The organism is Sphingobacterium sp. 18053 (genome assembly GCF_902706145.1).
Lineage (GTDB): Bacteria > Bacteroidota > Bacteroidia > Sphingobacteriales > Sphingobacteriaceae > Sphingobacterium > Sphingobacterium paramultivorum.
This window is the reverse complement of sequence record NZ_CACSJW010000005.1, coordinates 406,165-423,504: the sequence shown is the minus strand read 5'-3', so window position 1 is coordinate 423,504 and position 17,340 is coordinate 406,165. Positions and strand designations below refer to the sequence as shown.

Here is a 17,340-nt window from a genome sequence, read left to right as displayed (position 1 = left end):
TTTTTTAGAAAAAGGGTTAACAGATAGCGCCTTTTTAGCTTTTAGCCGAGTTAAAGACCTATATGCTGAGGCCAATGACAGTCTAAATATTGCCAATTGTTTAATTATTATGGCTGTTATTCAAAAGGATGGAGGTGATTACTATGGTGCTCAAGAAACAGCATTGCAGGCCCTTGGATATATGGACACTAAGGAGTCTAAATACAAAGTTTACCTAAGTACCAATTATAATAATCTGGGTGTTGTTAGTTCTGCTCTCGGTCAATATAAATCAGCACTATCTTTTTATGAGTTAGCTCTCAAATTTTCTAATGACTCCAATAATACATTTAGCTATCAAAATAATATAGCGCATTGCTATCAAAATATCCGGCAGTATGATAAAGCTATTGCAATCTATGAAGGTTTACTTGTGAAAACTAAAGATAATCCGAAGCGCTTCGCTCGAATTCTATCTAATTTAACGAGAACTAAATGGCTACAACGAAAGAACTATCCTGCCGAAGATGAATTATTGGAAGCTATGTATATTCGAAAGAAGGAGAAGGATAACTGGGGTTTAAATGCAAGCTATGTACACTTAACTGATTATTATACCCCTAGCGATCCGGTCAAAGCTCTTTCTTATGCAGAGAAGATGTATGAAGTTGCTAAAGAATTAAAAAGTGCTGATGATCAGGTTTATGCCTTGGGCAAATTGGTGGAGTTGACTTCCTCCAATGAGGCAAAAGATTTTTTTAGAGAATATCAACATCTTTCCGACAGCATCCAACAGGCCCGAGCCGCCGCCAAAAACCAGTTCGCCCTGATCCGGTATGAAGTCGAAAAAAATAAAGCCGATAACCTGCGGCTGGAAAAAGAAAATGTCGAAAAGCAGAACCGACTGGTCAGACAACGAGCCATTACCGGCGCAAGTATCTTTTTACTGCTGTTGGCTGTTGGCGGCGGTACCCTCTGGTACAAACGACGCAAGCAACGTCTTGAACTCGAAGCACAGAATCGGGTCAAAGAAACACAGCTTCATCTTTCCAAAAAGATTCACGATGTCGTGGCCAATGGCATCTATCGGGTAATGTCGGAAATTGAACATGGCGATGAAGTGGATCGCGATGGTGTGCTCGATAAACTGGAAAATATGTACCATCAGTCGCGCGATATCTCCCACGATGTCGAACAGGAAACGATCACAGAGACACCTTATAACGAGCAACTGGCAAGCCTACTTAAATCCTTTGCCGCTGACCATCGGAAGGTATTAATCGCTGGTAATGATGCCGAACAGTGGGACGATATTAGCAAACGTATTAAAGATGAAGTAAAGCATGTGCTTCAGGAGTTGATGGTTAATATGAAGAAGCATAGTCAGGCCGAACAAGTCGTCGTACGTTTTGAAAAATCGGAGCAAAAACTCAATATATTCTATAAGGATAATGGTGTTGGAATTCCTGAAGAAAAATCGAATGGAAAAGGTTTAGCCAATACGGTTTCCCGTATTGAAAGCCTTGGTGGTAGAATTACCTTTGTCAATGAACCGGGAAAAGGGCTCAATATCACGACCGTTATCCCATTATAAAAAGACAATAATGTATGTTTAAGAAAGTACTCATTGCCGAAGACCACGAGATAGCCAACATTTCCGTGCAGAAAACCTTGCACGACCTCGGTATTCACAATACCAAATACGTTTATTATTGCGATCATGCACTGACCTGGATTAAAAATGCGATCCGCGATGGCGAACCATATGACCTACTCATTACGGATATCGAATTTGAAGATGATGATAGTCCGCAGGAGATAAAGGATGGCCTTTCACTGATCAAAGCTGTCAAGATTGTACAACCAGACATTAAGGTTATTGTCCTGACGGCCAAGGACCGCTCGTCCTTGATCAATGATATGTTCAAAAACAACGAGATCGATGGCCTGGTACGCAAAGCACGCCGCGATGGCCAACATCTGCGCGAAGCTCTCCAAGCGGTTGATCAGAACCGAACGTACCAATCGCCCGACAGTAAAAAATTTATTCAGGAGCAGAACTCGCATGAATTTACGCAGTTTGACCTACATATTATTAAACTCCTGTACGAAGGTGTTTCCCAAAAAGAAATGCCCGAATATCTGCAGCAGCGTGATATCCGCCCGTCGAGTCTGAGTAGTATCGAGAAAAGGCTCAACCTCATGAAAGATGTACTAGGTTTTACCAAAAATGAACAGCTTGTTGCACACTGCAAGGAATTAGGTTTTATATAAATAATCTTTGCTATCGGATTACGGTTTTCCGTAAAGACTCTTGGGGTTATCGTGTTACTTTTGTGCAAGCAAGGTAAATAACGTGGTAGGGTTGCTTGCCGAAAATACGATATCTGATGCATTCACGATATTTAGTGCCATATTTTAACCAATAACATGATGAGAAAAGGCTATCGTAGGATAGTCTTTGTTTGTTTCATGATTATCTGTAAAAGCTAGGTTTATGAGCGGCCCAGCTGAATGTACTATTTTTAATCAGCCTGATTTGAAAAGGTATTGATTGAGTTTAGCGCATAGTAAGCGATTCCATTTTCGGGGTATTCTTGCAGGATTTCTTCGTAGAGCGCTTTTGCTTTTTCGGCTTTGCCAGTCTGAGAATAACAGAATGCAATATTACAGAGCGCCATTTCCCGATAGCTCATTTTTGAAGCGCTAAACATGGTAACTGCCCGATATTTATCTAACCATTCCTTTTTTGTAAAGAAATCGACACTCTGTTTAAAATATTCAATCGCACCGTTAAAATTATTTTGTTTGACTGCTTTCATTCCCTTTTTGTGGCTCTTTGGAATGAGCTGTTGCAATGCTGTTACTAAAATGAAAAAAAGAACTGAGGCGACCATCATGCCCTCAAGTTGGAATAAGAATAAGGAAGCTACCACTAGGACCATCCAGAACACAATAAGTATAAAAACAGCTGGCCAGGACACCGACCTTACAATAGGAACATTTGCACTCATATAGATTAATAAATTGATGGTTTTTATTTTTCTAAAGGTATCAAAATTTCTTAAAAAAATCCTCTTTCAGTATGTCGATTACGTTAAGTTTTAAAGCGGTATTTATCGTATTGCTGCTTATCTCTAGAATATAAGGTAATTGTTTTATCTAAAGTACTTCTGTTGACAAAATTATAAGACAAAATGATAGTAAAAATAGCTTGTAAGATACTGAAATGTAGTTTACTATTTTTACGTAAAATCATATTTTGAATATCATGTTAAGATTCTGATTTAATTTTTATGAGCTACGGTTTCCCGTAAAGAACGCTGCTTTGATCTAGTTAGTTTTGTTCTCAGCGAGGTAGTACTGTGTACATCATAGTTTATCTCGCCAAATTAACTAAACTTTTGTTAGCAGATAAATATGGCTATTAACCTACAAAAAGGACAACGGATCGAAGTTGGACTTACAAAGATTACCATAGGATTGGGCTGGGATCCTAATGAAGGAACAGGGAATGATTTTGACTTAGATGCATCCGCATTTATGATTGATCAATTCAAACAGATACCAGCTGAACCTTTCTTTATTTTTTATGGAAATACAGATTCTCCAGATGGCGCACTTCATCATACAGGTGATGATCCAACCGGTGGAAATAGTGCCGATGGAGATGATGAAAGTATTCAAGTTGATTTATCAAAAGTAGATTCACGAATTACAGAAATATCCTTTGTGGTTACCATCCATGATGCGATTGCCCGCAGGCAAAATTATGGACAGGTAAGAAATTCCTACATACGAATCGTAGATGATAGCAATGGGCAAGAAGTTGCGAAATACGAATTAGGAGAAGATTTTTCTCTTGAAACTGCCGTTGAGTTCGGGCGTCTTTATCGTCGCAATGAAAGCTGGAAATTTGAAGCTTCTGGTATGGGCTATAAAGAAGATCTAGCCTTCTTCCTGTCAAAATATTATAAAGGACAAATTATAAAATAATATAAATTATGGCTATTAACCTAGAGAAAATCACCCTTGAAAAGAAAGGTGACTCGCATTTTATTGACTTATCAAAAAAAGGTAATCCAATTACACAGGAGATCAATATCAATTTGAATTGGTCAAAAGGAACAAAAAAGGGAATATTTGGAAGTTTATTCAGTAAGGATATCGACCTGGATCTGGGATGTTTCTATGAGTTGAATAACGGAGAGAAAACCGTTATCGATGGTCTTCAGTTTTCCGGTGGCAGGGGGGGATCCAAGGATCGTTTGACCCGGCAAGGACGTTATGTGGCTGAACCCTGGATATGGCATACTGGTGATGATAGAGGGGCTAGCTCGGGTTCTGGAGAAAATATCATTGTAAATCCGGCTGGACTAAAAGACCTGAAACGGATGGTTATCTACTGTTTCATTTACGAAGGGGCAGCACGTTGGCAAGAAACAAATGGTGTTGTCACTGTAAAGGTCCCTGGTAATGCGGAAATAGAAGTACAGATGGGAGCACAATCCAGTCACAGCAAATTCTGTGCGATTGCTGAAATACTCTTTTCTCAAAATTCAATCACTGTCAGAAAGCTGGTGACTTTCCATACTTCGCATGGAGACTGTGACAAGGCTTACCGATGGGGAATGCAATGGACGGCCGGATCAAAATAGGAAATCATTATGGTTATTGATACGTCATTATTTGAACACTATTCCTTTGATCTATGGCTTACACTCATCAAATCAAATCCTCATTTCAAACAAAAGAGAAATATGTTGCTACGGGATTTCTTTTGCGTCGATAAAAAGATCGAGGATATAGGTGAAGTCGTCCGGCATTACGATATTTTGAGTAATCAGATCAGTGAGATAACAGGAAAACATATAGATCGCGAGTTTATCTACTGTTTGATTTTAAATGAATTAGGAATTGATCTCGATACAGATCTCAAAGATCGTTTGACGGAATTCACGAAGGAAGTCGATATTCTTTTTTGGGAATATAAGCCTGTTCTCCTGAATGATAATCAGAAAAACGTATTCGAAACAATAGTTTCCAAGGGAAAGACTCTAAGTCTTTTAAGCAATACTGCATTTCTGGACGGTACCGTGTTACGTCAGGTACTCGAATATTATGAGCTATCGGATTTCTTCTCTTTTCAACTTTATTCAGATGAAATAGGGGTTTCCAAGCCAAATAATACAGCTTTTGAACTTGTTTTCCAAAAAATAAGACAACATCGAACGATCAAGAAAAAAGATATTGTGCATATAGGTGATAATCAAAAAGCAGATTATAATGGCGCTATCAATTATGGTTTTAACGCAATATTAATCCAATAAATTATGATGTACAGATATAGTTTACATCATGTTGAACATCAGCATGTATGTCCTTTTTCAGAAATGGAATACAGTCGCTTTAAGTTTGGAGAGACGATTTATGCCGAGAAATTTGCAAAAGAACTCTGTAAGGGTTTTTTGGAAAAGCATAAGAATTTGATTCTCGAACAAGAGGAGATTGTTTTATTGCCCAGTCCTTATCATTCCATTCCTACAGCTTCTAATTTCTTATGCTTTTATTTCAAGAGAGAGCTAAATAGATTTTTGTTTCTGCATAGCAAGGCCGCATGCAAAGAAAGTAAGATCCATCGCAAACAGACTTATGTGGAAGACTATGGAAATATGGACTCTGAACAACGCTTGAAACTTATTGCCAACGATACCTATCATTTGGATCGGAATTTTATAGCAGATAGGTTCTGTATTTTTTTAGATGATATCAAAATCACTGGAAGCCACGAACTGACAGTTGAAAAAATACTAAAAGATCATAACGTGCAGGGGACTTTTTTCTTTGTCTATTATGCTGAGCTCGTCAACCAGTCTATCCATCCCAATATTGAGAATAAGTACAATTACTTTGATGTCAAATCACCGGGCGACCTTGTACGGATCATTAACAGTAGTAGTTTTCACTTCAATACACGCTTGGTTAAATATTTACTCTTGTTAAATGAAGTAGATTTTTTCCAGGTCGTCAATCAAATCCCGGTAGAAAAAAGCTGTGAATTGTTCGATCTAGCAATTAGCAATAACTACCATACTATAGTGCATTACCAACAGAATATTATAAAACTAAAACAACATAAATCATGGCAATCAATTTACAAAAAGGGCAAAGAGAAAACATCAATGCACCCAAATTTACAATCGGCCTAGGCTGGGACACCAATAGTTCTTCCACAGGAAGCGCCTTTGACTTGGACGCTTCGGTATTTATTCTTGGAGAAGACAAAAAGATCCTTTCGGATCAACATTTTATTTTTTACAACAACCTAAAATCTCCAAATGAGGCAGTAGTTCATACTGGTGACAATCTTACGGGAGATGGGGATGGAGACGACGAGCAAATCATCGTAGATCTAGCGAAGATTGAAGATACAGCGACAGAAATATGCATCGTCATTACCATTCACGATGCAATATCACGAGGTCAGAACTTTGGACAAGTACGCAATTCCTTTATGCGTATTCTCGACACTGTTTCCAATGAGGAACTATTGAAATACGAATTGGAAGAGGATTTCTCCATAGAGACTGCTGTCGAGTTTGGCCGTATTTATAAACGGAATGGTGAGTGGAAATTTGAAGCTGTGGGTATGGGCATGAAGGGTGGATTGGAAGACTATCTAACAAAATACAATTAAGGAAAATGGGAATTAATCTTCAAAAAGGACAACGTATCAACCTTCAGAAAGGTAATGGTACATTATTGCAAAATGTTTGTGTGGGTGTGAACTGGGGAGCTATTGAAAGGAAAAATTGGCTCGGCGGAACAGAGAAAGAAGCGGTAGATCTAGACGCCAGTTGTATTCTTTTCGATGAAGCTAAAAATAATGTTGATGTTGTGTACTTCGGGAGTTTACGATCTAGAGATGGAGCCATTAGTCACAGTGGCGACGATTTGACGGGAGACATGGATGGCGATGATGGCTTGGATAATGAAATCATTACGGTTGATTTTTCTAAGCTTAATAGTCAAGTAACTCATGTCGCGTTTGTGCTCAACAGTTATCGTGGGCATGATTTCGGGACTATTCCTTTTGCCTCTATCCGGATTTATGAGGGTACACCTTCCCGGGTCAATGAAGTATTTGCGACCTACAATATTGCTAAAGGTGAGGGCTTTTCTGGGCACGTCTCCATGGTATTGGGCGTATTTTATAAACGCAATGGTACATGGAAATTTAATGCCATTGGAGAGCCTACTAAAGACCGTAAGTTGGAAGAGACTATTAAAACCGTTCAGCAAAAATTTTTATAGCCATGAGAAGACTTCCCGTATATCTATTATTGGATACTTCTGGCTCAATGACCGGAGAACCAATTGAAGCCGTTAAAAACGGTGTACAGATGATGATGCATTCCCTACGTCAAAATCCTCAAGCGATCGAGACCGCTTTTGTCAGTATTATCACCTTTGACTCTGACGCTAGGCAGATTGTACCCTTGACCGATTTGGCTTCCTTCCAGATGGTTGATATTAAAGCCTCTGGTGTGACTTCCTTGGGAGCAGCCTTGGCCTTACTTGCTGATAAACTGGAAACAGAGGTAACCACGACCACACTGGAACAGAAAGGGGACTGGAAGCCACTGATTTTTGTTATGACCGACGGTATCCCAACGGATAATTGGCAGCAAGGGTATAGCAAACTAAAGGCTGTTAATAAAGGGTTGATTGTCGGTTGTGCAGCAGGACAGGGGGCTGATGATGCTATTTTAAGACAAATTACTAATTCTGTAGTACGTCTTGACAGTGCAGATTCAGAAAGCATCTCAAAATTCTTTCAATGGGTAACGGCTTCCATATCCACTACGTCGACCAAAGTTGAGGAATCAGGCAAAGAGGTAACTGGATTGGATCAGCTACCACCACCGCCATCGGAGTTAGTTATAGTAGCTTAGTTATGAACAGACGATTATTAGCCTACTTTCTGCTCGACACCTCAGGATCTATGCGTGGTGAGCCCATACAAGCATTGAATAATGGCTTTAATGGGCTCATTAGTATGCTCCGTACTGATCCACAGGCGATGGATTCCTTGCATATCAGTGTCATTACCTTTGATCGTGAAGTTCATAATCTAGTTCCTTTGACCGACTTGGCAAGCTTTCAGCCAGTAGAAATACATTGCCCCGAAAGCGGCCCAACTCATACAGGAGAGGCACTCGAAATGCTGCTTAAAATGATAGACAATGAACTGGTCAAGGGATCGACCGAACGAAAGGGTGACTGGAAGCCTCTGCTCTTTGTTTTCACCGATGGAAAGCCATCCGATATTCAGAAATATCGGATGTGCATTCCCAAAATCAAAGCAATGGATTTTGGAATTATTGTTGGTTGTGCAGCTGGTCCTAAAGCCGAAGTTTCTTTTTTAAAGGAGCTGACGGATGAAGTTGTCAAATTGGATACCACCGATAGTAATACATTGACAACCTTCTTTCGATGGGTGAGTTCATCAATTGAAATGGGCAGTAAATCCCAAGGTACTGGCGAAATTCTGACACTTCCACCTCCACCGAACGAATTGAATATTATCATTTAAAACTTTGAATTAATCATGAGAAGGTTACCTGTATATTTCTTGATAGATGTATCTGAATCTATGGTCGGCGAACCTATAGAACAAGTACAAGATGGTATTGGTACCGTCATTCAGACACTCAAAACTGATCCTTTTGCACTCGAAACTGTATGGATATCCGTCATTGGCTTTGCCGGTAAAAGCAAGGTCATTACACCCTTACAGGATGTGATCACTTTTTATCCGCCAAAATTGCCCATTGGTAGTGGAACCTCGCTGTCCAGTGGATTGACAGAACTGATGCGCTCCATTGATAACGAGTTAATGCCGACGACCTATGAACGAAAAGGTGATTGGAAACCCATTATATTTTTGTTTACGGACGGTGTACCGACAGATGATACAGAAGAAGCCATCAAAAAGTGGAATACAGTATACCAACGCAAAGCAAATCTAATCGCGATCTCAATAGGAGATAATACCAACTATGGATTACTGGAGCAACTGACCCCACATGTGTTGCGTTTTAATAATAGCGGTGCGCAGTCATACAAAGAGTTTTTTAAATGGGTGACAGCTTCCATCAAAGCGACAAGTGAGCAAGTGACCAATAGTAATACTGATACAATAAATTTAGCGAAAAGCACTCCTGAGGTGATTGAGAAAGTTGATACAGTTAGAATGCATCAGATCGTGGATGATAATTTTGTCGTGGTTAATGCAAAATGTTCAAATACCGATAAGTCATATCTGATCAAATTTAGGCGTGATATGGAAGATTCAGGTATCATGGACTTATCTACCCGAGTTTATCGTGTACAAGGAGCTTATAAAATAGATGAAAACGCCTATCGTGATTATTCTGGACTTGACAATTCTAACTTGAAGGTATCAACCGACGAGCTGTATGGTAATCCCAATTGTCCTTGTTGCGGTAACCAATTTGGTCTCGCCAGCTGCTCCTGTGGTGGAATACATTGTATCAAAGGTGATGGCGAAAATACATGCCCTTGGTGTGGCAATATTGGCTTTTATGGTGCCTCAGGTGGCGAATTTGATATTAATAGAACTTTAGGTTAATCGTGGAAACAATTTTAAAACAACTGCTGGACGAATTTAACGTAGAGCAGAACAAGGTCGTTGATAATACTCTGGCCAAACTGATGCACAATGCGAAGATCAATGCATTAGCAAGGGATATTAATTCATTAAAACAGCAAATAATAGCGATATTTCAAATGTATAGAGAGAAGGAAGAATTTAAAGAAGCGCAACTGGTCATTACTAATGCTAATGCGAAAAAACACTATGCGTATAGTTTTGACCTAGCTCAATTTCCCAATATTCGCATCCAACAGATCAAAAATCTGGATAAAGTTGGTTTAACCTTTGATCCGGAGACTTCAAGTATCTGTGGAGTGCCAAACATGGCACTTACGATGGATTTGCACTTGGTTTTTATTAATACTCTAGAAGAAAATCCAACGGAAGACATTAAGATCATCCCATTTATTGTCAATGCTGATCCTAAGGACCTTTGGCTGAATAAACCGAGCAATCAAAATGATCTATACGCCAAGGCGGACAGTGATAAATATGCTGGAGCCTTTCTCGACAAGCGGATAGTTGTTGCCTCACAAAGAGGACGCTCGCATGCACACGAAGGTTCTTTTCGTGATGATCATTTTTATGTGTCTGCACTGCCTGAAGCTTGGGCCGTCGTGGCCGTTGCGGACGGAGCTGGTTCGGCTAAATTTTCCCGGCAAGGATCTAAAATAGCTACAGAATATCTTGTTAAAACTTTCGATAACGAGGTTCTTCTACACGAATTAAACGATTTATGCTTGGCTTACTATACTACCGCACCCGCTGAAGCAGTTCCGCCTGCACCAAAAGATGATCAACCTGTTTCCGCGGCCACAACAAATATTGTCAATGATCCGATTGAAGAGGTTGTTAAAGCCGAAATGACTACAGAGGAGTGTTTGCTCAAGGTCAAATCTTCGATCATCAATATCCTTTACAAATCTGTTCGCGATGTACATGCAAAGCTAGTGGAGTTTGCCAAACAGGAAGATATTCTATTGAAAGATCTCAACACCACATTGATTTTTGCGCTTGTCAAAAAATTTGATTTTGGCTACGTGGTCCTGACATTTGGTGTCGGTGATTGCCCGATCAATGTTGTTATTGGCGATCTACAGGAAGTACATTTACTCAATCTGCTCGATATCGGTGAGTTTGGTGGGGGAACCCGTTTTATTACTATGCCAGAGATTTTCAGTCACAGTGATATGCCATTACGATTTGCGATCAATAGATTTGATGATTTTTCAAAATTGATGTTGATGACAGATGGGATCTATGATGCCAAATTTATTACAGAAAACAAACTGGAAGATAAAGAAAGATGGAATACCTTTCTACAAGATCTTGGTGGGCAAAATGAAGACGGTGCAAAGGTAGATTTTCTGACAGATGAACATATTAAGGATCAGTTATTGACCTGGCTTGACTTCTGGAGTAAAGGTAACCACGACGATAGAACACTAGCCATAATCTATTAACAGATGAAGACGATAACTATAAAATCCATTATTGATCCGTCTCGGACTTACAAGTATATAGATGACGGCAGTCCCAAACAAGGTGGTGTTAAGGATGTCTATTTCGCACCCAATAGAAAGTACGTAGTTGCTTTTTTTCGAAACACCCTTGACTTCAATCAGCGGGATCGGATAAAGCGTATTGTCACTTTATATTTAGACAATATTAAGAATGGTAGTGCAGGTGATTATTTCTTGCAGGAAATCTACCGCTGGCCTTACGATGCGGTAGAACAGGATGGCAAGACAGGCGTCATTGTACCTATCTATGATACCAAATTTTTCTTTGCAAAGGGTTATGGTGCCAATTCGATGATAAAAGGAGGGGAGAAAGTTGGAAAGTGGTTTACTGCACCATCCTTTCGTCATCAACAATATCCGCTCGCCTTGGATAAGTCCGAATTAGGCGATTGGCTAAGTTATTTTCAAATTGCTATTAATATTTGTCGGGGCGTCAAGAAAATGCATCAAATGGGTCTTGCTCATTCAGATCTATCCTATAATAATGTGCTTATTGATCCTGTTAGTAAGTCTGCCAATATCATTGATTTGGATGGTTTGGTTGTCCCCGGATTGTACCCTCCTGAGGTGATTGGTACAGCCGATTTTATTGCCCCAGAGGTATTAAAGACCAAACACCTTAAACTTAATGATCCCGATCGGGTACTGCCTAATCAGAAGACAGATCTCCATGCCCTGGCAGTGCTGATTTATATGTATCTGTTGCGACGGCACCCACTGCGGGGTGGTAAGATTTGGGATCTTGATGCCGAAAAAGATGAACTAATGGCGATGGGAGAAAAAGCTCTGTTTGTTGAGCATCCTACTGATCAAATGAATGCTGTTAAGACCGATCAGCTGAGAAAATGGGAATCCTTCTGGGGAAATCCTAATAAGCTTTCCTACACCAAAACGGGACCTTATCTGGCCGATCTGTTTAAACGGGCTTTTATCGATGGCCTGCACAACCCTATGTTGCGTCCCATTGCCAACGAGTGGGAGACTGCATTATTGAAAACAGTAGACCTTATTCAGCCGTGCAATAATCCACAATGTGATGAGAAGTGGTACGTATTTGACAATTCTACCAAACCTATCTGTCCATTCTGTGGTACAGCGCACAAAGGAAGCCTTCCCGTCATCGATCTCTATTTTAAATTTAAAGATACTGTATGGAAACCCGAAGGACATCGGCTAATGGTCTATCACAATCAATATCTTTTCAAATGGCATGTATCCCGTAAAGTGATACGGAATGAAAGCCTTACCGCTGAGGATAAGAAACCAGTTGGGTATTTCACCTATTACCAAAATAAATGGATGCTAGTCAACCAAAACCTGCAGGGGATGAAGGATCTGACTGAGCAAAAAGATGTACCAATTAATTCAATGGTTGAATTGACTGACGGCAAAAAGATTCTACTGTCCAATGAGGAGGGTGGAAGGTTATTATTTATCACGCTAACTAATCAATAATTTATAAAAATGGAACAAAGTATTTTACAATTACATCCTGGTCTAATTTGGGGATTTGGGTTGACAGTCATTATCATGCTGTTACTGGATTTGGGTGTTTTCAACAAAAAGAGCCATATTGTTTCTTCCAAAGAAGCGACTATATGGACAGTGGTTTGGATTTCGTTGGCAATGATTTTCTCCGGTGTTGTCTATTATGTATTTAATCAGGATGCTGGAGGGCATGCCACTGCAATAGAAAAGTTTACCCAGTTTCAGGCAGCTTACTGGATTGAAAAGGCTTTGTCAGTAGATAATTTATTTGTGTTTATCTTGGTGTTTTCTTACTTCAAAGTGCCACGGGAATTACATCACAAAGTACTGTTCTGGGGGATTTTGGGTGCGTTACTCTTTCGGGCGATCTTCATCTTTGCAGGCGTAGGCCTAATTAATTTGACATATCTTAATCCGATACTGGATTTCTTTGGTGTGACCGCTCTACCTTGGAATATCAATCTTGTGTTGACAGCCTTTGGTTTGTTTCTAATTTTTGCAGGGATCAAATCTTGGGGAAGTGGAGATGACGATGAAGATGAGGATTTTAGCGAAACAGCAGGTGCGCGATTGGTGAAGAAATTCTGGAAGGTATCTGATAATTATGATCAAGGAAAGTTTTTTACTGTTCAGAACGGGACGAAACTTGCAACCCCGCTTTTGGTTGTTGTTGCCGTAATTGAATTTACAGACGTGTTATTTGCGGTCGACTCTATCCCTGCTATTTTTGCTATTTCGAAGGATCCTTTTATTCTTTACACATCCAACATCTTTGCCATACTTGGACTTCGGTCACTCTATTTTCTACTGTCCAATTTTATCCATATGTTCAGCAAACTTCCTTACGGGCTCTCGGTAATCTTAACGTTCATTGGTGTCAAAATGATCATCTCGCCTTGGTATCATATCCCTTCACCAGTTTCTTTGGGCATTGTAGGGGGAATTCTTATTTTATCTGTTTTGGTATCCATACTATTTCCTGAAAAGGAAGCAGATGAAAAGATCTCGGCATAATGAAAAAGCTAGCCAGAGTCAGAAAAAGATGGCAAATACTGGTTGCCATCTTTTTCATATTACCTTTATTTATTAATTGCGGAAGTGAACAGCCGACTGAGGTCACTCAACAACATTTTATTAGTGCCTCTAGGGAAGGGAAGTCTACTGCTCCACTTCAGGAGGAAATGATCAACCGGTGGCAACAAAAAGAAGTTTATGTTACGAAGGTCATTGATGGAGACACTTTCTGGGTTAATAATGGTAGTGAAAAATTTAAGGTCAGATTTATAGGAATTGATGCACCAGAGACGCGCAATTCCCGAGGAAAATTAAAGGGACCATATGCAAAGGAAGCAAAAGAATATGTACGACAGCTAACCGAAAATAAGTGGGTGAAGCTCGAACTTGATGTTCAGAAAAAGGACAGATATAGACGGATGCTGGCCTACATCTATCTACTTGATGGTACATTTCTAAACGCGGATTTAGTAAAAGGCGGATTTGCTGTTGTAGATACCTATCCTCCCAATGTAAAACATACAAACCTGTTTGTGAAGCTTCAGCATGAGGCGAGAGAAAGTAAGAAGGGGGTATGGGCTTATTAAAGTAAAATGTGTCACTACGGGAAACCGTAAAATAGGATGCACTGATCCCATTATTTTTGATATATTATGAAATTGATAAGCCTATTATTTATCATCCTGTTGCAGTTTGATGGTACCACAGCTTCGCTAGGGAAAGAAAGTTCAGATAAGAATACAGTATACGTTTGTGGTAGTGGCAAAGGGAAGCGATATCACCTCAATGAAAACTGCAGAGGATTAAAGTCGTGCAGTGCCAAAACTATCAAGACAACACGGGAGCAAGCACAAAAAGAAGGTAAAACCCTTTGCGGTTGGGAAGATTAAAGAAACCATTTATTGCTAACAAAACTATTTTATTATGGATTTTAAAGATGAGATTCGTCAATTTGCCAAGCGCGTTGACAGACTTTTACCACAGATCAAAACAGAGGAAGCCACCAAGACATCCTTAGTGATGCCGTTTTTGAAGATATTGGGATACGATGTGTTTGACCCCTTTGAGGTACAACCAGAGTTTATTGCCGATATCGGTATCAAGAAAGGGGAGAAGGTTGACTATGCAATATTACGTGAAGACAAACCTGTTATCTTAATCGAATGCAAACATTATGCGGACGGGCTTGATCCACACAATTCACAGTTGTTCCGTTATTTCCATACCACAGAAGCTAAATTTGGTTTGCTGACGAACGGCGTAGAATACCGGTTTTACACCGATCTGGTTACACCGAATAAGATGGACGAAAAGCCATTTTTTGAGTTCAAGATTATGGATATCAAAGACAATGAAGTATCCGAATTACGCAAATTCCACAAAACAGAATTTGATCTCGAAAGCATTTCCAGCGTTGCGAGCGAATTAAAGTACTTTAACGAGTTGACTATTTTAGCAATGGGCGAGATGCAAAACCCAAGCGACGATTTCGTTCGTTTTTTTGCGAAGCAAGCCTATCCAAGTGTTGTTACAGCAAAGGTTTTGGAACAGTTTACTCCATTAGTAAAACGGGTGTTTACACAGATTGTGAACGACCAGATCGCCGAAAGACTAAAAAGCGCACTCAAAAAAGAAACTGAAGCCGAAGAAAAGAACGCTGCAATTGCACCGACAGAACCCGATGCCTTGATTGTCACCACGGAGGAAGAGATTGAGGGATACCTGATCATTAAATCTATTTTGCGTAAAGAGATCGAGGTAGGTCGCATATTTATGCGTGATAATCAGTCCTACTGCGGCATCTTACTAGATGATAACAATCGCAAACCAATTTGCCGTTTTTATTTTACGCCCAATAGACTTCGGATCGGTTTGTTTGACAAAGACAAAAAGGAAGCTAAATATGATCTAGATTCACTGGATGATATTTACAAATATTCAGAGCAGATCGTGGAAACCGTCATTAACTATTAATCAGGTGTGTTATGAAAAAGTATCTATTGTTATTTCTTATTTCATTTTTATCTATGGCTTGTAAAAAAGCTGAATCGGAATACGATACATATGGTTATGAAACAGAATGTGATGAATGCGACATTAACTATGTTGATGATCTAGGCACTACGGTGTATGTGAATGGTCATAAAGGAACATGGAAGAAAGATTTTCCACGCTCGGTATTCACAGAGATGAAAGTGACCGTCACTGCGCGACAATCGAATTCGAATACTGTGTCTGCTCATATTATAAAAGACGGTAAGCGGCTGGTTTCGAAGTCAGGCAATTCCAGTGTTACTGTTAGACATATCGTAAAAAGTTCGGGATCAACTAAACCTGTTTCGGGCATCTGTGGTGCTCCAACCCAAAAAGGAGGACCGTGTCAGCGAAAAGTGTCAGGTGGGGGAAGGTGCTGGCAGCATAAATAAAGATTCAGGACTGAATAAAGGTTGTTCGATAAAGCCTTATTGAACAACCTTTAAAAAGCCAATTACCTACATTCCGAGAGGTTTAACAGATTATTGTTTACAGTGTATATGACTTTCTCAGTTATCTTCGGCTTTTTGTATTGATTTAGTTCGCAAAAATACAGATAGGTATGCTTTTTAAGTTCCATCCCTAAACTATTTACAACAACCTCTCCGCGATCTCCGCCTCGCCAACCACTACACCGCCTTTCAGGTACATCATCCGCTCACCACTTTTATAATCCGTGATTATGTCAAAGTGACCATTACAGGTTCTCATGCGTGAAAGCAATGCTTTCCTACCTGCCCTAAAGCCTTCATGTTTAGTTACGTCAAATACATATTTAGAGCAGCTATGCCTAAATATACACTTACGTCTTCTTTCAGGTGGGATGATCAACCAATACAATCGGATCGCGGTCAATAGGAGAGACTTCATGGCCTTGAAAATACCACCATCTGTCTTGCCGTCGTATATCCAGGTTTATTATTAAAACAACCGTTTTCGGCATGTACATAAGTTGTCACGCTTTCTAGTCTTACATAGTTCCATCCTCCTGATGCACCCTGATTAATCAGGGTTTCTAATTGTTCTGCTACTTGATCCGATGTGCCTGTCCTTGGGTCTATCGATGCTACAAAAGGTACTACTTTGTATTCCATAATATCAGTATTTGATTGGGTTAATGATTTAATTAAAGTTATATAATAAAATATTGAAAATCAATGTGTTTTGAGTTTTATTGCAATCCATTTTACAATATTGTCAATTTTAAGAATAAAAAATTACAGATTATTACGGCTTCCCGTAAAAGTTATGCCTGTGCACCAGGTGGCTAGCTACTGTATTAAAGAATATGTCAAGATGAGGAATGCTTTTGCATTTTATCTGACCTCTGGAGACTGGCTTTTACGAACCAAGATCAGTATTTTTAATACATTGAGTTTTGCCAATGAGCAGTTTTACGATCCTATCAAAGGCACTTTGCAGTTTGATGTGTCCGATCTGGTGCTGATTAAGCCCAGCGGGCGAAATCAGGTCCGCTTGCAAAGGCTGGAAAACAAATTGGATAAGCAAGAGATCGATGGCATCAAAAGATCGATTTTGGCCATTGGCGATGCTCGGGTTGTCTTAGGTGACTGGCAACAATCGGTGTATTTTTTGTAGAGCGGAGGATCTCGGCGAGTCAAT

The 17,340-nt window shown here is 39.7% G+C and carries 22 protein-coding genes; 19 read left to right on the top strand and 3 right to left on the bottom strand.

Annotated features, from left to right (window positions below; translation table 11 throughout):
* Positions 1–109 precede the first annotated feature (109 nt).
* Positions 110–1,573, top strand: coding sequence for a tetratricopeptide repeat-containing sensor histidine kinase (locus GVK91_RS14245; protein ID WP_159729552.1), 1,464 nt, complete (start codon positions 110–112; stop codon positions 1,571–1,573).
* Between the two features lie 14 nt (positions 1,574–1,587).
* Complete coding sequence (locus GVK91_RS14240) at positions 1,588–2,253, top strand: response regulator (protein ID WP_120335528.1); 666 nt, start codon at positions 1,588–1,590, stop codon at positions 2,251–2,253.
* A 251-nt stretch (positions 2,254–2,504) separates the two neighbouring features.
* Here the strand turns inward: GVK91_RS14240 and GVK91_RS14235 are convergent, their stop codons facing one another.
* Entirely contained in the window at positions 2,505–2,993 is a 489-nt protein-coding gene (locus GVK91_RS14235; protein WP_159729550.1) for a tol-pal system YbgF family protein, read from the bottom strand.
* A gap of 406 nt (positions 2,994–3,399) precedes the next feature.
* On the opposite strand from GVK91_RS14235, the gene GVK91_RS14230 reads away from it, so the two are divergent.
* The 16 genes from GVK91_RS14230 (at position 3,400) to GVK91_RS14155 (ending at position 16,109) form a co-directional block, all read left to right on the top strand.
* The gene (locus GVK91_RS14230; RefSeq protein WP_159729548.1) at positions 3,400–3,975 is read left to right on the top strand and encodes a TerD family protein; all 576 of its coding nucleotides are present in this window, start codon (positions 3,400–3,402) and stop codon (positions 3,973–3,975) included.
* An 8-nt stretch (positions 3,976–3,983) separates the two neighbouring features.
* Positions 3,984–4,637: a stress protein gene (locus GVK91_RS14225; RefSeq protein ID WP_159729546.1), complete on the top strand. Its 654-nt coding sequence runs from the start codon at positions 3,984–3,986 to the stop codon at positions 4,635–4,637.
* Positions 4,638–4,646: 9 nt separating this feature from the next.
* Positions 4,647–5,309, top strand: coding sequence for an HAD family hydrolase (locus tag GVK91_RS14220; RefSeq protein ID WP_159729544.1), 663 nt, complete (start codon positions 4,647–4,649; stop codon positions 5,307–5,309).
* A gap of 3 nt (positions 5,310–5,312) precedes the next feature.
* The gene (locus GVK91_RS14215; RefSeq protein ID WP_159729542.1) at positions 5,313–6,188 is read left to right on the top strand and encodes a phosphoribosyltransferase family protein; all 876 of its coding nucleotides are present in this window, start codon (positions 5,313–5,315) and stop codon (positions 6,186–6,188) included.
* Positions 6,122–6,676, top strand: a complete 555-nt coding sequence (locus tag GVK91_RS14210; protein WP_075991483.1) for a TerD family protein — start codon at positions 6,122–6,124, stop codon at positions 6,674–6,676. The genes GVK91_RS14215 and GVK91_RS14210 overlap by 67 nt, the downstream gene beginning before the upstream one ends.
* 5 nt (positions 6,677–6,681) lie before the next feature.
* Entirely contained in the window at positions 6,682–7,293 is a 612-nt protein-coding gene (locus GVK91_RS14205) for a TerD family protein (protein WP_159729540.1), read from the top strand.
* Between the two features lie 2 nt (positions 7,294–7,295).
* Complete coding sequence (locus tag GVK91_RS14200; RefSeq protein ID WP_075991485.1) at positions 7,296–7,934, top strand: VWA domain-containing protein; 639 nt, start codon at positions 7,296–7,298, stop codon at positions 7,932–7,934.
* 2 nt (positions 7,935–7,936) lie between these two features.
* Positions 7,937–8,575 (top strand): VWA domain-containing protein, encoded by a 639-nt coding sequence (locus GVK91_RS14195; RefSeq protein WP_046674353.1) that lies wholly within the window; start codon positions 7,937–7,939, stop codon positions 8,573–8,575.
* A 15-nt stretch (positions 8,576–8,590) separates the two neighbouring features.
* The gene (locus GVK91_RS14190) at positions 8,591–9,634 is read left to right on the top strand and encodes a TerY-C metal binding domain-containing protein (RefSeq protein WP_159729537.1); all 1,044 of its coding nucleotides are present in this window, start codon (positions 8,591–8,593) and stop codon (positions 9,632–9,634) included.
* A gap of 2 nt (positions 9,635–9,636) precedes the next feature.
* On the top strand, positions 9,637–11,121 hold the full coding sequence (locus tag GVK91_RS14185) for a PP2C family serine/threonine-protein phosphatase (RefSeq protein ID WP_075991488.1): 1,485 nt from the start codon (positions 9,637–9,639) through the stop codon (positions 11,119–11,121).
* 3 nt (positions 11,122–11,124) lie between these two features.
* Positions 11,125–12,636, top strand: coding sequence for a helix-hairpin-helix domain-containing protein (locus tag GVK91_RS14180; RefSeq protein ID WP_159729535.1), 1,512 nt, complete (start codon positions 11,125–11,127; stop codon positions 12,634–12,636).
* A gap of 9 nt (positions 12,637–12,645) precedes the next feature.
* Entirely contained in the window at positions 12,646–13,683 is a 1,038-nt protein-coding gene (locus GVK91_RS14175) for a TerC/Alx family metal homeostasis membrane protein (RefSeq protein WP_075991490.1), read from the top strand.
* Complete coding sequence (locus tag GVK91_RS14170) at positions 13,683–14,270, top strand: thermonuclease family protein (protein WP_200845619.1); 588 nt, start codon at positions 13,683–13,685, stop codon at positions 14,268–14,270. Before GVK91_RS14175 ends, GVK91_RS14170 begins: the two co-directional genes overlap by 1 nt.
* 66 nt (positions 14,271–14,336) lie before the next feature.
* Positions 14,337–14,573, top strand: a complete 237-nt coding sequence (locus tag GVK91_RS14165) for a hypothetical protein (RefSeq protein ID WP_159729534.1) — start codon at positions 14,337–14,339, stop codon at positions 14,571–14,573.
* A 34-nt stretch (positions 14,574–14,607) separates the two neighbouring features.
* Positions 14,608–15,657 carry a type I restriction endonuclease gene (locus tag GVK91_RS14160; RefSeq protein ID WP_075991492.1) on the top strand — a complete coding sequence of 350 codons (1,050 nt, stop codon included), beginning with the start codon at positions 14,608–14,610 and terminating at the stop codon, positions 15,655–15,657.
* An 11-nt stretch (positions 15,658–15,668) separates the two neighbouring features.
* Complete coding sequence (locus GVK91_RS14155; RefSeq protein ID WP_159729531.1) at positions 15,669–16,109, top strand: hypothetical protein; 441 nt, start codon at positions 15,669–15,671, stop codon at positions 16,107–16,109.
* Positions 16,110–16,308: 199 nt separating this feature from the next.
* Here GVK91_RS14155 and yidD read toward each other — a convergent pair whose 3' ends face one another.
* Positions 16,309–16,587 carry a membrane protein insertion efficiency factor YidD gene (gene yidD, locus GVK91_RS14150; RefSeq protein WP_120335546.1) on the bottom strand — a complete coding sequence of 93 codons (279 nt, stop codon included), beginning with the start codon at positions 16,585–16,587 and terminating at the stop codon, positions 16,309–16,311.
* A complete protein-coding gene (locus GVK91_RS14145; protein ID WP_159729529.1) occupies positions 16,584–16,811 on the bottom strand; it encodes a hypothetical protein in 228 nt (75 codons plus the stop codon). The genes yidD and GVK91_RS14145 overlap by 4 nt, the downstream gene beginning before the upstream one ends.
* A 202-nt stretch (positions 16,812–17,013) precedes the next feature.
* On the opposite strand from GVK91_RS14145, the gene GVK91_RS14140 reads away from it, so the two are divergent.
* A complete protein-coding gene (locus GVK91_RS14140; RefSeq protein WP_159729527.1) occupies positions 17,014–17,316 on the top strand; it encodes a hypothetical protein in 303 nt (100 codons plus the stop codon).
* Positions 17,317–17,340 lie beyond the last annotated feature (24 nt).

Bases quoted from the DNA above. Each gene is read 5' to 3' on its own strand.
- GVK91_RS14245 (WP_159729552.1), top strand. From the start codon at position 110: ATGGCTGTTATTCAAAAGGATGGAGGTGATTACTATGGTGCTCAAGAA.
- GVK91_RS14240 (WP_120335528.1), top strand. From the start codon at position 1,588: ATGTTTAAGAAAGTACTCATTGCCGAAGACCACGAGATAGCCAACATT.
- GVK91_RS14235 (WP_159729550.1), bottom strand. From the start codon at position 2,993: ATGAGTGCAAATGTTCCTATTGTAAGGTCGGTGTCCTGGCCAGCTGTT.
- GVK91_RS14230 (WP_159729548.1), top strand. From the start codon at position 3,400: ATGGCTATTAACCTACAAAAAGGACAACGGATCGAAGTTGGACTTACA.
- GVK91_RS14225 (WP_159729546.1), top strand. From the start codon at position 3,984: ATGGCTATTAACCTAGAGAAAATCACCCTTGAAAAGAAAGGTGACTCG.
- GVK91_RS14220 (WP_159729544.1), top strand. From the start codon at position 4,647: ATGGTTATTGATACGTCATTATTTGAACACTATTCCTTTGATCTATGG.
- GVK91_RS14215 (WP_159729542.1), top strand. From the start codon at position 5,313: ATGATGTACAGATATAGTTTACATCATGTTGAACATCAGCATGTATGT.
- GVK91_RS14210 (WP_075991483.1), top strand. From the start codon at position 6,122: ATGGCAATCAATTTACAAAAAGGGCAAAGAGAAAACATCAATGCACCC.
- GVK91_RS14205 (WP_159729540.1), top strand. From the start codon at position 6,682: ATGGGAATTAATCTTCAAAAAGGACAACGTATCAACCTTCAGAAAGGT.
- GVK91_RS14200 (WP_075991485.1), top strand. From the start codon at position 7,296: ATGAGAAGACTTCCCGTATATCTATTATTGGATACTTCTGGCTCAATG.
- GVK91_RS14195 (WP_046674353.1), top strand. From the start codon at position 7,937: ATGAACAGACGATTATTAGCCTACTTTCTGCTCGACACCTCAGGATCT.
- GVK91_RS14190 (WP_159729537.1), top strand. From the start codon at position 8,591: ATGAGAAGGTTACCTGTATATTTCTTGATAGATGTATCTGAATCTATG.
- GVK91_RS14180 (WP_159729535.1), top strand. From the start codon at position 11,125: ATGAAGACGATAACTATAAAATCCATTATTGATCCGTCTCGGACTTAC.
- GVK91_RS14175 (WP_075991490.1), top strand. From the start codon at position 12,646: ATGGAACAAAGTATTTTACAATTACATCCTGGTCTAATTTGGGGATTT.
- GVK91_RS14170 (WP_200845619.1), top strand. From the start codon at position 13,683: ATGAAAAAGCTAGCCAGAGTCAGAAAAAGATGGCAAATACTGGTTGCC.
- GVK91_RS14165 (WP_159729534.1), top strand. From the start codon at position 14,337: ATGAAATTGATAAGCCTATTATTTATCATCCTGTTGCAGTTTGATGGT.
- GVK91_RS14160 (WP_075991492.1), top strand. From the start codon at position 14,608: ATGGATTTTAAAGATGAGATTCGTCAATTTGCCAAGCGCGTTGACAGA.
- GVK91_RS14155 (WP_159729531.1), top strand. From the start codon at position 15,669: ATGAAAAAGTATCTATTGTTATTTCTTATTTCATTTTTATCTATGGCT.
- yidD (WP_120335546.1), bottom strand. From the start codon at position 16,587: ATGAAGTCTCTCCTATTGACCGCGATCCGATTGTATTGGTTGATCATC.
- GVK91_RS14145 (WP_159729529.1), bottom strand. From the start codon at position 16,811: ATGGAATACAAAGTAGTACCTTTTGTAGCATCGATAGACCCAAGGACA.
- GVK91_RS14140 (WP_159729527.1), top strand. From the start codon at position 17,014: ATGAGGAATGCTTTTGCATTTTATCTGACCTCTGGAGACTGGCTTTTA.